General features: G+C 74.5%; 8 protein-coding genes. 6 read left to right on the forward strand and 2 right to left on the reverse strand.

Translation table 11 applies throughout. The features are described 5' to 3' along the window. Positions 1-2: 2 nt before the first annotated feature. Positions 3-497 carry a DUF1579 domain-containing protein gene (locus tag WFI16_RS14175; protein ID WP_419898459.1) on the reverse strand — a complete coding sequence of 165 codons (495 nt, stop codon included), beginning with the start codon at positions 495-497 and terminating at the stop codon, positions 3-5. 126 nt (positions 498-623) lie between these two features. On the opposite strand from WFI16_RS14175, the gene WFI16_RS14180 reads away from it, so the two are divergent. Then, on the forward strand, positions 624-1,103 hold the full coding sequence (locus tag WFI16_RS14180) for a MarR family winged helix-turn-helix transcriptional regulator (protein ID WP_419898460.1): 480 nt from the start codon (positions 624-626) through the stop codon (positions 1,101-1,103). A 65-nt stretch (positions 1,104-1,168) separates the two neighbouring features. Here WFI16_RS14180 and WFI16_RS14185 read toward each other — a convergent pair whose 3' ends face one another. Further along, positions 1,169-1,918, reverse strand: a complete 750-nt coding sequence (locus tag WFI16_RS14185; RefSeq protein ID WP_419898461.1) for an SDR family NAD(P)-dependent oxidoreductase — start codon at positions 1,916-1,918, stop codon at positions 1,169-1,171. 110 nt (positions 1,919-2,028) lie between these two features. On the opposite strand from WFI16_RS14185, the gene WFI16_RS14190 reads away from it, so the two are divergent. From WFI16_RS14190 to WFI16_RS14210, 5 genes are all read left to right on the forward strand, one after another. Next, on the forward strand, positions 2,029-3,039 hold the full coding sequence (locus WFI16_RS14190) for a C-terminal binding protein (RefSeq protein WP_419898462.1): 1,011 nt from the start codon (positions 2,029-2,031) through the stop codon (positions 3,037-3,039). A 278-nt stretch (positions 3,040-3,317) separates the two neighbouring features. Next, positions 3,318-4,694: a glycosyltransferase family 4 protein gene (locus WFI16_RS14195; protein ID WP_419898463.1), complete on the forward strand. Its 1,377-nt coding sequence runs from the start codon at positions 3,318-3,320 to the stop codon at positions 4,692-4,694. Between the two features lie 101 nt (positions 4,695-4,795). Beyond that, positions 4,796-12,193, forward strand: coding sequence for an SDR family NAD(P)-dependent oxidoreductase (locus tag WFI16_RS14200; RefSeq protein ID WP_419898464.1), 7,398 nt, complete (start codon positions 4,796-4,798; stop codon positions 12,191-12,193). A gap of 64 nt (positions 12,194-12,257) precedes the next feature. After that, entirely contained in the window at positions 12,258-13,580 is a 1,323-nt protein-coding gene (locus WFI16_RS14205; protein ID WP_419898465.1) for an aminotransferase class I/II-fold pyridoxal phosphate-dependent enzyme, read from the forward strand. Further along, complete coding sequence (locus tag WFI16_RS14210; RefSeq protein WP_419898466.1) at positions 13,580-14,398, forward strand: formyltransferase family protein; 819 nt, start codon at positions 13,580-13,582, stop codon at positions 14,396-14,398. Before WFI16_RS14205 ends, WFI16_RS14210 begins: the two co-directional genes overlap by 1 nt. Positions 14,399-14,439: the final 41 nt, after the last annotated feature.

Below are 14,439 nucleotides of genomic sequence, written 5' to 3' on the forward strand. Positions count from 1 at the left end.
CGTCAGATCCGCCGGTAGACGCCGTGCATCACCTGCTGCCAGCTTCCATCCGGCTGCTGCATGCGCGAGGTCAGGCGCCGCGTGCCATCGGCCTCCAGCGCGATGATGTCCTGGAAGCGCGCGGTGCCGCCGCCCGCACCGAAGGCCGGGCCCTCGGTGTCCAGCGTCAGCACCCGGCGGTCGGCGTCGAGCTGGCCCTGGTACAGCCAGAGATGCGTCATCATCGACGCCGCGAAGGTGCCGAGGAAGCAGCCCCGCGCCGGGTCGTAGCCGAGCGTCATCAGGCTGCGCATCTCGCTGCCGGGCGCCGGCCCCGGTCCCACCCCCTCGCAGAGGATCCAGGCCTCGCCGAGCGCGCGCACCGTCTCGCGCCCCTCGAAGGTCATCGGCTCGCCGCCCGGGGGCGCCGTGCAACCCCCGGTCATCTGCCATTCGCCCAGGAACTGCAGCAGCCAGCGGTGCTGGTCGGTGATGCTGGGCGCCATGTTATCGCTCATGTCTCTCTCCGATCCGGTCAGGGGGGGCAGCAGGCGGCGGCCGGTCGGCGGGGGAGGGAGAACCGTCTCCGTCAGGCCGGCCCCGCCACCTTGACGGGAAAGGTTGATATCAACATGATAAATTCCGTGTCAGAGCCGGCCGAGCTGCCTTTCGCGACCACCCGCATGGTGCGGGACCGCTGCCTCTGCCTGCAGGCCCAGCGCGCCGCCCGCGCGCTCGCCCGCCGCTTCGACGCCGCGCTGCGCCCGGTCGGGCTGACCAACGGGCAGTTCTCGCTGCTGATGGCGCTGAACCGCCCCGAGCCGCCGCCGATGGCCCCGGTCGCCCGGCTGCTGGCAATGGACCGCACGACGCTGACCGCGATGCTGAAGCCGCTGCAGCGCCGCGACCTGGTGCAGATGCCGGTCGCCGAGACCGACAGGCGCCGCCGCCGGCTGCTGCTGACCGCGGCGGGCCGGTCGCTGCTGGCCCAGGCCCTGCCGCTCTGGATGGCAACCCAGGCGGCGGTGGAGGCGGAACTGCCCGCCGGGCATGCGGAACGGCTGCGCGAGGATCTCGGGGTGCTGGGGTCTGAGGCGAGGACAAGGTCCCCACAGGAAGGCTGAAGGTCGGGGGAAGGAATTCCCCCGAACCCCCATCTTTTTTCTGGTCCTTGGCCCGCTGTCAGGGGTCAGACCACCACGCCGCCATCGACATGCAGCACCTGCCCGGTGATGTAGCCCGCCTTCGCTGAGGCCAGGAAGGCGATCGCCTCGGCAACCTCGGCCGGCAGGCCCAGGCGGCGCATCGGGATGCGGGTCAGCACGGCCTCCCAGGCCTTGGGGTCCAGCGCGGCATGGGCGCCGGCATCCTTCTGGGTATAGCCGGGCGCCACCGCGTTCACCGTCACCGCCGGCGCCCATTCCAGGGCCAGCGCCTTGACCAGCGCCTCCAGCCCGGCCTTGGCGGCGGCGGAAGCCGGGAAGACCGTGCTGTCGGTGCGGAAATTATGCGCGACGAAGGAGGAGACGGCGACCAGCCGCGGGTCGCGGCCCCGGGCCAGGATCGGGCCGGCGGCGCGGGCCAGGCGCAGCAGCGCCCAGAGGATGGTGTCCTGGCTGCGGGCGAAGGCCTCGTCGGTCAGCTGCGCCACCGGCGTGCGGTCGGCGAAGCCGGCATTGGAGACCAGCACATCCAGCCCGCCCAGCCGGTCGGCGGCCTCGGCGACCAGGCGCGCGGGGGCGGCGGGGTCGGTCAGGTCGGCCATCAGCACCACCGCCTCGGCGCCGGCCGCGCGGACCGCCTCGGCGACGCGCTCGGCGCCCTCGCGGTTGCCGCGGGCATGCAGGGCGAGGCGCGCGCCGGGCGCCGCCAGGGCGCGGGCGGTGGCGGCGCCGATGCCGCTGGAGGCGCCGGTGATCAGGATGCTGCGGTCCGCCATGGGGCTCTGCCTTCGTCGCTGGGATGCGGCGAAGCTTAGGCGGGGTGGCTTGCGCCCCCAACCCCGCGATCGCATCCTGCAGGCAACGAAAACCGGGGGAAATTTCCTGCATGCTGACCGTGCTCGAGCCGGAAGGCCTCTATCCCGACACGGCCCTGGAGGAGGCGCTGTTCGGCGGCCGCCTCCGCCTGCTGCGCGGCGGCGGCGAGGCGGGGCTGGCCGCCCTGCCCGATGCGCTCTGCGCCGAGGCCGAGGGCCTGTTCATCTTCCGCAACTGGCTGCGCGCCGAGGACCTGCCGCGCTTTCCGAAGCTGCGCGCCGTCGTGCGGATGGGCGTCGGCTATGACCGGCTGGACCGGGCGGCGCTGGCGGAGCGGGGCATCGCCGTCTGCAACATCCCCGACTACGGCACCACCGAGGTCGCCGACCACGCGGTGGCGCTGGCGCTGGCCCTGCGGCGCGGCATCGCCCTGCACCACGACCTGCAGCGCGGCGACAGCCCGGCCGCCTGGACCCAGGTGGAGACGCCGCTGATCCAGCGGCTGGGCGAGCAGAATTTCGGCATCCTCGGGCTGGGGCGGATCGGCACCGCGGTGGCGCTGCGCGCCAAGGCCTTCGGTTTCGACGTCGCCTTCTACGACCCGCATCTGCCGAACGGCGTCGACCGGGCGCTGGGCATCACCCGCTGCCGCAGTCTGGAGGCGCTGATGGAGCGCACCGACACGCTGTCGCTGCACGCGCCGCTGACGCGGGCGACCACCGGGCTGGTGGACGAGCCCGCGCTGCGCCGGCTGCGGCCCGGGGCGGTGGTGGTGAACACGGCGCGCGGGCCGATTCTCGACCTCGACGCGCTGGAGCGCTGCCTGCGCGACGGCCATCTGGCCGGGGCGGGACTCGACGTGCTGCCGGTCGAGCCGCCGGGGGCGGGGCCGGTGCCGTCGCTGCTCTCGGCCTATCGGGCGCGCGAATCCTGGCTGGCCGGGCGGCTGATCGTGACGCCGCACAGCGCCTTCCACACCCCCTCGGCCTATGCCGACATCCGCCGGAGGAGCGCCGAGACGATGCATGAAATTCTTACCTCAGGCGTTTCCGCGAACTGGATACCGCCAGAGTCCGAATGACGGGAAATTTAATATCACACTAAAGCTCGAGCCATAAACGCTTGATTTTTGTGCGCATAACGAAAAGTTCAGATGCAAATTTCGCATTGAAACAAGCACATTCTCATAAATGAGATTGACCGAGGGTTAATGTCGCCACAAAATCGTGACAGTATCCCTTCGCAGTTGCAGCATAGTCTGGTGATCGCCCACCCGACGTGCCCATGCGCACTGACTGGCTGACTTCGATTGTATCGGCGGCTGCCCGTCCGGGCGCCGCCGCTCCCCGAGGATCCGTGATGCCCGCTGACCCGCACCCAGACAGCCTGCACGTGATCCTGGACGTCTCGCGCCTGCTCGGCTGCGGGCGCAAGCGTACCCCTTCGGGCATCGACCGGGTCGAGCTCGCCTATGCCCGCCACTGGCTGGCCGCCCCGGAGGAGACCTGCTCCTTCGTCGGCCAGGAGCTGCAGGGCGGCTTCGGCCAGCTGCCGCGCAAGCTGGTGGCCGAGCTGGTCGCCGCCCTGACCGAGGCCTGGAGCAGCGGCCAGGCCAATGGCCCGGCCTTCCGCCGCGCCGCGCGGCTGGGCTCGCTCGGCCGCGGCCGGCTGCTGCTCGGCCTCGGCCGCAGCGGCCTGGCGCGGCTGCTGCAGTCGGGCCGGCGGCTGGCCTTCCTGCTGGTCTCGCACCAGGCGCTCGACCGCGCCGGGCCGATCGAGGCGATGCGCCGCGCCGGCTGCGCCTTCGTCCCCCTGATCCATGACCTGATCCCGGTCACCCATCCGGAATATGCCCGCCCCGGTCAGGCCGAGAAGCACCTGCGCCGCATCGGCACCACCGCCGCGCTGGCGGATGGCATCATCGTGAACTCGGCGGCGACCGCCGAGGCGCTGGCGCCGCATCTGGGCGGCCGCGTCACGCCGCCGCCGGTGCTGGTCGCCCCGCTCGGCATCGACACCCTGCCGCGCGCCGTGCCGACCGTCGCCTCCGACCCCTATTTCGTCACCCTCGGCACCATCGAGCCGCGCAAGAACCACCTGCTGCTGCTGCACATGTGGCGCGAGCTGGCGCGCACCCATGGCGCCGCCACGCCGCGGCTGATCGTCATCGGCAAGCGCGGCTGGGAGAACGAGAACATCGTCGACATCCTGGAGCGCTGCGTCTCGCTGCGCGGCCTGGTGCAGGAGGTCGGCCAGCTGCCCGACCGCATGGTGGCCGAGGTGATGCAGGGCGCCACCGCCCTGCTGTTCCCCTCCTTCGCCGAGGGCTATGGCCTGCCGCTGGCGGAAGCCCTGGCGATCGGCGTGCCGACCATCTGCTCCGACCTCCCCGCGCTGCGCGAGGTCGGCGGCGACGTGCCCGACTATCTCGACCCGCTGGACGGCACCGCCTGGCGCAATGCCGTGCTCGACTATGCCGCGCCCGACAGCCCGGGCCGCGCCGCCCAGCTGGCGCGCATGGCCGGCTGGAAGGCGCCCGACTGGGCCGAGCATTTCCGCCTGGTCGACCGGCTGCTCTCCGAGGTCACCGACCCGACGCCGCGGCAGGCCCCCTCGGCGCATGCCGCGCCCGGCCAGGCGGCCTGGCCGCGGCCTGGCCGTGCCCCGGTCCCGGCCGGCGCCTGGGCCGGCCAGCCCGGCGGCGTTGTTGCCGCAGGCGCCGAAGCCGTGCCATGAGCGGTGGCGGATAGGCCGCCCGTCCGGCCCGTCGCGCGATCCGTCCGTTCTCTCGAACCCTTCGCGCAGGCTGCCCATGGGCGGCGCGCTGAGCATGTGGAATGACCGAAGCTAGTAAGCTCTCCGCCCGCCGGCAGACCCGGAGCCCGTCTCCGGAACCCATCGCCATCATCGGCGCCGCCTGCCGCCTGCCTGGCGCGCCCGATCTGGAGGCCTTCTGGGACCTGCTGGTGCGTGGCGGCGACGCGGTCTCCACCCTGCCCGCCGAGCGCTTCAACCAGGCTGCCTTCCACCATCCGCGCAAGGGCGAGCCCGGCCGCTCCTACAGCTTCGCCGCCGCGCATCTGGGCGACATCACCGGCTTCGACGCCCCTGCCTTCGGCCTGTCGCCGCGCGAGGCGGCCGAGATGGACCCGCAGCAGCGCCTGCTGCTCGAGGTCGCGGCCGAGGCGCTGGAGGATGCCGGCTGGCCGGCCAGCCGCCTCGCCGGGCGCGAGGTCGGCGTCTGGATCGGCGGCAGCTCGACCGACCATGCCGAGCTGCGGCTGGCCGACCCGGCCGGCACCGACCGCTACTTCATGACGGGCAACACCCTGTCGATCCTGTCCAACCGCCTGACCAATGTCTTCGACCTGCGCGGTCCGGGGCAGACGGTGGACACCGCCTGCTCCTCCTCCCTCGTCGCGCTGGAAGCGGCGGTGGCGGCGATCCGCGCCGGCCGGGTCGAGGCGGCCCTCGTCGGCGGCGTGCAGCTGCTGCTCTCGCCTTTCGCCTTCGCCGGCTTCTCGCGCGCCGGCATGCTCTCGGCCCGCGGCCGCTGCCAGGCCTTCGATGCCGCCGCCGACGGCTATGTCCGCGGCGAGGGCGCTGGCCTGGTGGTGCTGAAGCCGCTCTCGGCGGCGCTGGCCGCCGGCGACGCCATCCGTGGCGTCATCCTGGCCTGCGGCACCAATGCCGCCGGCCGCACTATCGGCCTGTCGCTGCCCAACCGCGAGGCGCAGGCGGCGCTGCTGGCCCGCACTATCGCCGAGGCGGGCGTCGATGCCGCCGACCTGGCCTATTTCGAGGCACATGGCACCGGCACCCAGGCCGGCGACCCGGCCGAGACCTGGGCGATCGGCACGGCCCTGGCCCAGGGCCGCAGCACCCCGCTGCCGATCGGCTCGGTGAAGACCAATATCGGCCATCTCGAGCCGGCCTCGGGCATGGCCGGGCTGCTCAAGGCGATGCTGGTGCTGGAGCGCGGGACGCTGCCCGCCAACCTGCATTTCACCACGCCCAACCCGAACATCGATTTCGCCGGGCTCAATCTCCGCGTCGCCACCGCGACGGAAGATCTGGAGCTCACCGGGAAGTCATTGGCCGGCGTCAACAGCTTCGGCTTCGGCGGCACCAATGCCTCGCTGCTGCTGGGCCGCGCCCCGGCGGCAAAGCCGTCCGCGGAGAAGCCGGCCAGGGCGACGCCGCCGCTGCTGCTCTCCGCCCGCTCGGCCGCCGCGCTGCGGTCGCTGGCGAGCCGCTGGCACGAGAAGCTTGCCACCGTCGCGGCGGCGCCGGCCAACGACGCGCTGCCGGCCCTGCTGCGCGGCGCCGCGCGGCATCGCGACCTGCATGGCCACCGGCTGGCGCTGCGCGGCGGCTCGCCGGACGCGCTGTCCGAGAGCCTGGCCGGCTGGCTGGCCGGCGAGCGGCCGGAGGGCCTGGCCGCCGGCGTCGCCAAGCGCGGCGCCGGCGGCCATGTCGCCTTCGTCTTCTCCGGCAATGGCGCGCAATATGCCGGCATGGCGAAGCAGGCGATGGCGCACAACGCCGCCTTCCGCGCCGCCGTGCGCCAGGCCGACGCGCTGCTGGCGCCGCTGACCGGCTGGTCCGGCCTTGCCCTGCTGAAGCGCGGCGTGACGGCGGAAGACCTGGCCGGCACCGACCGCGCCCAGCCGCTGCTGTTCCTCGTCCAGCTCGGCATCCTGGCGGCGCTCGCCGCCGAGGGCATCCGCCCCGACCTCTGCCTCGGCCACTCGGTCGGCGAGGTCGCCGCCGCCCATGCCGCCGGCATCCTGACGCTGGAGCAGGCGGTCAAGCTGGTGGTCGCCCGCTCGCGCGCCCAGCACAGCCGCCAGGGCCATGGCCGCATGGCCGCGATCGGCTGCGGCGCCGAGGCCGCTGCCCCGCTGCTCGCCGCCTGCCCCCCCGATGCCGGCGGCTGGCGCCCCGAGATCGCCGCCTACAACGCCCCCGACGCCATCACCGTCGCCGGGCCGGAAGCCGCGATCGACGCGCTGGTGGCGGCCGCCAAGGCGCAGCGCCTGGCCGCCGTGCGGCTCGACCTCGACTACGCCTTCCACTCCGCCGCCATGGACCCGGTGCGCGCCGCGCTGGCCGTCGAGCTGCAGGCGCTGCGTCCCGGCGCCGAGGCGCGCGCCTTCCTCTCCTCGGTCACCGGCAGCAAGCTGCCCGGCGTCGCGCTCGATGCCGAATACTGGTGGCAGAACCTCCGCGCGCCGGTCCGCTTCCAGGCGGCGGTGCAGGCGGCGGTCGATTGCGGCGCCCGGCTGTTCATCGAGATCGGCCCGCACCCGGTCCTGCAATCCTATCTGCGCGAGAGCCTGCGCGCCGCCGAGGCCGAGGCGCCGGTGCTGCCCAGCCTGTCGCGCCGCGACGGCCCGGGCGATCCCTTCGCGGGCCTGGCCGACCGCGCCTTCGCGCAAGGAGCGGACCCGCGCCAGGGCCCGGCCTGGCAGGGCCCCGCCGCCCGCCGCGGCCTGCCCTTCACCCCCTTCGAGCGGCAGCGCCACTGGTTCACGCCGAGCGCCGAATCCGCCCGCCTGACCGACGCCCAGACCGACCATCCGCTGCTCGGCCAGCGGGTCGGCGCCGAGCTCGGCCAGTGGCGCCGGCTGCTCGACACCACGCTGGAGCCCTGGCTGGCCGACCACAAGCTGGGCGGCGAGCCGGTGCTGCCGGCCACCGCCATGCTGGAGATGGCCTTCGCCGCCGGCGGCTTCCTGTTCCCCGAGGCGCCGGCGCTCGAGCTGCGTGACATGCAGATCCTGCGCGCCCTGCCGCTCTCCGCCGAGCGGTCGCGCGAGATCCGCAGCCATCTCGACGCCGAATCCGGCCTGTTCCGGCTGGAGAGCCGGCCGCGCCTGTCCGGCGAGGGCTGGACGCTGCATGCCCGCGGCCAGGTGGCGCCCTCGACGCTCGCCGCCCTGCCCGACGAGGCCGTGCCGCCGCCGGTCAACCCGGTGCTGATCCCGGGCGAGCAGACCCGCGCCCAGGCGCGCCGCTTCCACCTCGACTACGGCCCCGCCTTCGCGGTGGTGGAGAGCATCCGCCTCGGCCAGTCCGGCCGCCGCGCCGAGGTGAAGCTGGCCCTGCCCGAGACGGCCCCGGGCGACGATGCCGGCTGGCTGCTGCATCCGGTGCGCTTCGACGGCGCGCTGCAGGGCATGGTCGAGCTGCTGTCGCCCGGCGAGAGCCAGGATGGCCGCGCCGTCGTACCGGTCCGCTTCGGCCGCGTCGTGCTGAAGCGCGGCGCCCCGGTGCCGGTCACCGCCGATCTGGAGCTGCTGCATCGCGGCGAGCGCTCGGGCCACTACGTCCTGGTGCTGCGCGACGGCGGTGGCGGCGTGGTGGCGCGGCTCGAGGATGGCTGGATGCAGCGCATCCGCCTGGCGCCGCGGCTGACGCCGGAGGAGGCGGTGTTCCGCCTGGTCGACCAGGCGGTCGGCCCGCAGCCCGGCCGGGCGCCCACCATCGACATCGACGCCGCGGCGACGGCCGCGCTGGCCGAGGACCAGGCCCAGGACCTGTCCGAGACGGCGCTGCTGCTGGAAGGCCATGTGGTCTCCAGCCTGCATGCGGCGCTGTCCGGCATCGCCGGCGAGGGCGGCCGCCTGCCGGCGATCGGCCTCACCCCCTATGCCCAGGCCATGCTGCGCGCCCTGGCCGAGGACGGCCTGGCCGAGCCTTCGGGCGGCGGCTGGAAGCTGGATGCCGGGGCCGAGCTGCCCGAGGCCGGCGACATCTGGCGCGCGGTGCTGGCCGAAAGCCCGACCCTGGCGCATGAGCTGGCCTGGCTGGCGCTGGCCGCCGAGCGCCTGCCCGCCGCCCTGCAGGGCGCCGAGGCCAGCCTGGGCGCCACCGCCCCCGACAGCCCGCCGCCACCCGTCGAGGCCGCCGGCTTCGAGCGGCTGGCCGGCGTGCTGGCCCAGGGCGTCGCCGCCATCGCCGCGGCCTGGCCAGCGGAGCGCGCGCTGCGCGTGGTCGAGCTCGGCGCGCATAACGGCCCGCTGACCCGGGCGCTGGTGGCCGTGCTCGGCGCCAGCGGCCGCCGCGTCCGCTACACCGCGACGGCCGCCCCCGGCGACACCCGCGCCGCCGCCATCCCGCCGCATGCCGCCAATATCGAGTTCGGCCACGAGGCCTGGGACATGACCGGCCCGGCGCCGGCCGGCCTGCAGGCCGATCTGGTGGTCGGCCTGGCCGCCGGCGCCCGCAGCCGCCGCGGCGCCGGCCTCCTCGCCGCCGCCGCCACGCTGCTCGCCGGCCGTGGCGCGCTGCTGCTGGCTGAGCCGCTGCCCGGCCGCGCCTGGGACTTCGCCTGTGGCCAGGACCCCGCCTGGTGGCAGGACGGTGCCTCGCCGCTGCCCGAGGCCAAGGACTGGGAAGCCGCCGGCAATGCCCCGGGCTGGTCGCGCCTGGCCGCCCAGCCGCTGAACGCCGCGCCCTGGCCGGCGCTGCTGGTCGCCGCCCGCGCCACCGCCGCCGTTGCGACGGCGCCCGCCACCCTCGCCGCGGCCGAGCCGCCGGTTCAGCCCAGCTTGGCGCAGCCGGTGCAGATCCATGCCGACTTCGCCAGCGCCGGCCGGGCCGAGGCCCTGGCCCAGGCGCTGGCCGCCGCCGGCGCCCGGGTCGCCAGCCATCCGCTGGCCGCCGCCCAGCGCCAGGCGCCGCGCAACCTCGCCGGGGCCCTGGTCCTGGTGCTCGCCGCCCCGGGCCCCGACGCCCTGCCGGCGACGCTGGCCCAGGTGACCGCCCTGGCCGAGGCCGCCCGCGGTCGCGCGGCCGGCTTCTGCCTGGTCTCCAACGACGCCCTGGTCGAGCCCGAGGCGGCCGCCCTGCACGGCCTGGTCCGCGTGCTGGCCAATGAGATGGCCGAGCTGAAGCCGCGCCGCATCGGCCTCGCCGCGGCGCTCGACGCCGAGGTCGCCGCCGCCCGGCTGCTGCCCGAGCTGATCGGCCCCGAGGCGGGCCGCGAGCCCGAGCTCAACCTGGCCCCGACCGCCCGCCTGGCGCCGCGCCTGCGCGCACAGGGCCTGGCCGAGGCGCCGCGCGGCCCCGCCAAGCTGGTGATCCGCCAGCCGGGCCAGCTCGGCAGCCTGGGCTGGGAGGCGATCGAGCTGCCCGCCCCCGGCGCGCAGGAGGTGATCGTCCGCGTCGAGGCCGCCGGCCTGAACTTCCGCGACCTGATGTGGGCGCAGGGGCTGCTGCCGGAGGAGGCGCTGCTGCTCGGCTTCGCCGGCCCGACGCTGGGCATGGAGATGGCCGGCGTCGTCGAGCAGGCCGGCCCGGCCAGCGGCTACAGCCCCGGCGAGGCGGTCTTCGGCTTCGCCCCGGCGGCGCTGGCCAGCCGGGTGCGCACCCATGCCTCGGCCATCGCCCGGCTGCCGCGCGGCCTCGACTTCGCCGCCGCCGCCACCGTGCCGGTCGCCTTCCTGACCGCGGTCTATGCGCTGGAACGTTGCGCCAATCTGCGCCCCGGCGAGACCGTGCTGGTGCATGGCGGCGCCGGGGCCGTGGGCCTGGCCGCGCTGCAGGTGGCGCGCGCCGCCGGCGCCCGCATCGCCGCCACCGCCGGCAGCCCGGCCAAGCGCGCCTTCCTGCGCGCCGCCGGCGCAGAGCTGGTGCTGGATTCCCGCGACCCCGGCTTCGCCGACCAGCTGCGCGCCGCCTGGCCCGAGGGCGTCGACGTCGTGCTGAATTCGCTCGCCGGCGATGCCATGGAGCGCACGCTGGGCCTGGTGAAGCCCTTCGGCCGCTTCGTCGAACTGGGCAAGCGCGACTTCTTCGAGAACCGTCGCGTGGGTCTGCGCCCCTATCGCCACAACCTGACCTATTTCGGCGTGGACGTGGACCAGCTGCCCAAGGCCCGCCCCGAGATCGCCCAGGCCCTGCTGGCCGAGATCGGCGCGCGCCTGGCCTCCGGCGCGCTGCACCCGCTGCCCTATGCCCGCTGCCAGGCTGGCGAGGTGGAGACCGCCTTCCGCACCCTCCAGGCCAGCGCGCATATCGGCAAGCTGGTGCTGACCCCGCCGGCCGTGCCGCAGGACGGCGAGGCCGCCGTCTGGGCCCCGCCCGCCGGCACCATCCTGGTGGTCGGCGGCACCCAGGGCTTCGGCTTCGAATGCGCCAAGTGGCTGGCCGCCCGCGGCGCCACCCATCTGGCGCTGCTGTCGCGCCGCGGCGGCACCACGCCGGGGGCCGAGGCGGCGCTGAAGACGCTGGCCGCGCTCGGCGCCCGCGCCACCTTCCACGCCGCCGATGCCACCGACGAGGCACAGCTGGCGGCATCCCTTGCCGCCATCCGCGCCGAGGGCCCGCCGCTCTTCGGCGTGGTCCAGGCCGCCGCCCTGTTCGACGACGCGGCGGCGACCGCGCTGGACGAGCGCCGCTTCGCCAGCGTCATCGCGCCCAAGCTGGATGCCGCGCGGCACCTGGACAAGCTGACCCGGCGCGACCCCCTGCAGCTCTTCCTGATGTTCTCCTCGGCCACCACCGCCATGGGCAATCCGGGCCAGGCCAACTACGTCGCCGCCAACATGGGCCTCGAGGCCCTGGCGCGGCGCCGCCAGGCCGCCGGCAGGCCGGCCCTCGCGGTCGGCTGGGGCCCGATTGCCGATGCCGGCATCCTCGCCGGCAACACCGCCACCGCCGAGACCCTGGCCCGCCGGCTCGGCGTCGAGGCCATGGCGGCGGCCGAGGCGCTCTCTGCCCTGCCGGCCATGCTGGCCAGCGGCGCGCCCGTCCTCGGCATCGCCCGCATCGGCTGGCGCGAGGCGCGGATGGTTCTCCCCATCCTGGAAGAGCCGATCTTCGCCGCCGTCCGTGGCCGCAGCGAACAGGCCATCGATGCCGGCGACCTGCGCGCCCATCTGCTGACCCTGGCCCCGGAAGAACAGCGCGGCCTGCTCCGCGCCGTGGTGCAGGAGGAGATCGCCCGCATCCTGCGCCTGCCGCCCGAGGCGGTGCCGGCGGATGCGCCGGTCGCCGGCCTCGGCCTCGACAGCCTGGGCGGGCTGGAACTGCGCGGCGCACTCGAGCAGCGGCTGGCCATGCCGGTGCCGCTGGCCTCCGTCACCGAGGACCTGACCATCGAGCTGCTGGCCCGCAAGCTCTCGGACGGGCTGGCGGGGCAGCACAAGCCGGAAGACGCGATTGCTCAGCTTGTGGAGCAGTACGAGCCGACCGAGGCACCGCAAACCGCGCAGGCGGCAGAATAAAAAGGCCGGGGGAAGGAATTCCCCCGGACCCCCATTTTCTTTCTGTCAGAAAGTAATCATCAATATGAGCGGTGGTCTTTCCACGACAGCACGCCTCGCCCTGCTGGCGCGGCTGTCGAAGCGGCGCAGCAGCGAAGCCCCCCGTCCCGACGCCGGCAGCGCCCGCGACTTCACTACCCTGCCGGGCATGCGCGACTTCGCCCTGCTGAAGACCGCCATGGAATCGCTGGCGCTGCGCAGCCCGCTCTTCGTCGCGCATGACGGGCTGGCCGGCGCGCACAGCTCGATCGAGGGCCGCGAGGTCATCAACTACGCCAGCTACAACTATCTCGGCCTGAACGGCGACCCGCGCGTCCAGGAAGCCGCCCGCGACGCCGTCTCCCGCTACGGCACCTCGCCCTCCGGCTCGCGCATCACCTCCGGCGAGCGCGCCCTGCATCTGGAGCTGGAACGCGAGCTCGCCGCCCTGCACGGCGCCGAGGCGGCGCTGACCTTCGTCTCCGGCCACGCCACCAACGTCACCACCATCGGCCACCTGATGGGCCCGCGCGACATCGTGGTGCACGACGCGGCGATCCATAATTCCTGCACCGAGGGCATCCGCCTCTCCGGCGCCCGCCGCATCCCCTTCGCCCATAACGACATGGCCGCCGCCGAGCGCGAGATGGCCGGCGCCCGCCGCGGCGGCCAGCGCGCCCTGCTGCTGGTCGAGGGCCATTACAGCATGGATGGCGACATCCCCGACCTGGCCCGCTGCGTCGAGATCGCCCGGCGCCACGATGCCTGGCTGATGGTCGACGAGGCGCATGGGCTGGGCGCCATCGGCGCGACCGGCCACGGCGTCGCCGAGGCGCAGGGCGTCGACCCGGCCGGCGTCGACCTCTGGATGGGCACGCTGTCGAAGACCCTGTCTTCCTGTGGCGGCTACATCGCCGCGCGGGCCGATGTCATCGACTGGCTGCGCCACACCGTCCCCGGCTCGGTCTATTCGGTCGGGCTGGCCCCGCCGCTGGCCGCCGCCGCGCTCGCCGCGCTGCGCATCTTCCAGGCCGAGCCGGAGCGCGTGGCGCGCCTGCAGGCCAATGGCGCCGGGCTGCGCGACCGGCTCAGGGCGCGCGGCTTCGACACCGGGGCCAGCATCGGCTCGGCCATCGTGCCGGTGATCCTGGGCTCCTCGCTGCGCACGGCGAAGGTGGCCGGCGCCCTGCTGGAGCGCGGCGTCGCGGTGCAGACGGTGATCTTCCCCGCGGTGCCCGAGCAGTCGGCGCGGCTGCGCTTCTTCCTCTCCTCCGAGCACACCGAGGAGGATCTGGACCGCACCGTCGAGGCGGTGGTCGCGGCGGTCGCCAGCGTCGGCCGGGTGGAGAAGCTGCCAGGCCTCGGCTGATGCGTCCCCTGCGCATCGCGCTGCTGACCCTGGAAAGCGCGCTCTCGGCCGGGCCGGTGCTGGACTTCGCCCGCGCCCATGCCGGGCAGATCGTGCTGATCGGCCGCTCGATCCCCTATCGCCCGGCGATGGGCGGGATGCTGGGGCAGATGCGGGCACACTGGCGCCGCTCGGGGCCGCGCTTCTTCCCCTTCCTGCTGGCCGGCTATGGTGTGCCGCAGACGGTGGGCGACCTCCGCCGCGCGTTGGGCATCGGCGCGCTGACCGGCTTCGCCCGGCAGCACCGGATCCCGCTGCGGGCGGTCGAGGACGTCAACGGGACCGGCTTCACCACGGCTCTGGCCGAGACTCACCCGGATGTGATCGTCTCCTTCCACTTCGACCAGATCCTTACCGGCGAGACCCTGGCGAGAGTGCCGGGGGGCGGGATCAACATCCATCCCGGGCTGCTGCCACGGCATCGCGGGCCGGTGCCGACCTTCTGGGCGATGCAGGAAAATTCCAGCTTTGGCGTGACCGTGCATCGCATGGTGCCGCGGATCGACGCCGGCGGCATCCTGGCGCAGCAATCCCTGGACCTGCCGCCCGGCACCAGCGCCCTGGCCGCGGCGCGGCTTCTGCACGCTCTGGGCGGGCGGATGGCCACGCGGGTTCTCGCGGAAATGGCTCAGGGCAAAGGGTTTCCGGAAATGGTTCCGCCCGTGCTGCCCTATTGCCCCTTTCCCTCTGCCGGGGCATTGCGGGAGGCGGCGCGGGCCGGGCACCGGCTGGTCGGATGGGACGACTGGCGGCAGGCCCTGTTCGCGCCGGTTGGCTGACGCGGCAGGTCACGGGTCGGAGAGCGGGGGCGCGGTGCCCT

Source organism: Roseomonas sp. USHLN139 (genome assembly GCF_037145735.1).
Classification (GTDB): Bacteria; Pseudomonadota; Alphaproteobacteria; order Acetobacterales; family Acetobacteraceae; genus Pseudoroseomonas.

Bases quoted from the DNA above. Each gene is read 5' to 3' on its own strand.
- WFI16_RS14210 (WP_419898466.1), top strand. From the start codon at position 13,580: ATGCGTCCCCTGCGCATCGCGCTGCTGACCCTGGAAAGCGCGCTCTCG.
- WFI16_RS14190 (WP_419898462.1), top strand. From the start codon at position 2,029: ATGCTGACCGTGCTCGAGCCGGAAGGCCTCTATCCCGACACGGCCCTG.
- WFI16_RS14175 (WP_419898459.1), bottom strand. From the start codon at position 497: ATGAGCGATAACATGGCGCCCAGCATCACCGACCAGCACCGCTGGCTG.
- WFI16_RS14195 (WP_419898463.1), top strand. From the start codon at position 3,318: ATGCCCGCTGACCCGCACCCAGACAGCCTGCACGTGATCCTGGACGTC.
- WFI16_RS14200 (WP_419898464.1), top strand. From the start codon at position 4,796: ATGACCGAAGCTAGTAAGCTCTCCGCCCGCCGGCAGACCCGGAGCCCG.
- WFI16_RS14205 (WP_419898465.1), top strand. From the start codon at position 12,258: ATGAGCGGTGGTCTTTCCACGACAGCACGCCTCGCCCTGCTGGCGCGG.
- WFI16_RS14185 (WP_419898461.1), bottom strand. From the start codon at position 1,918: ATGGCGGACCGCAGCATCCTGATCACCGGCGCCTCCAGCGGCATCGGC.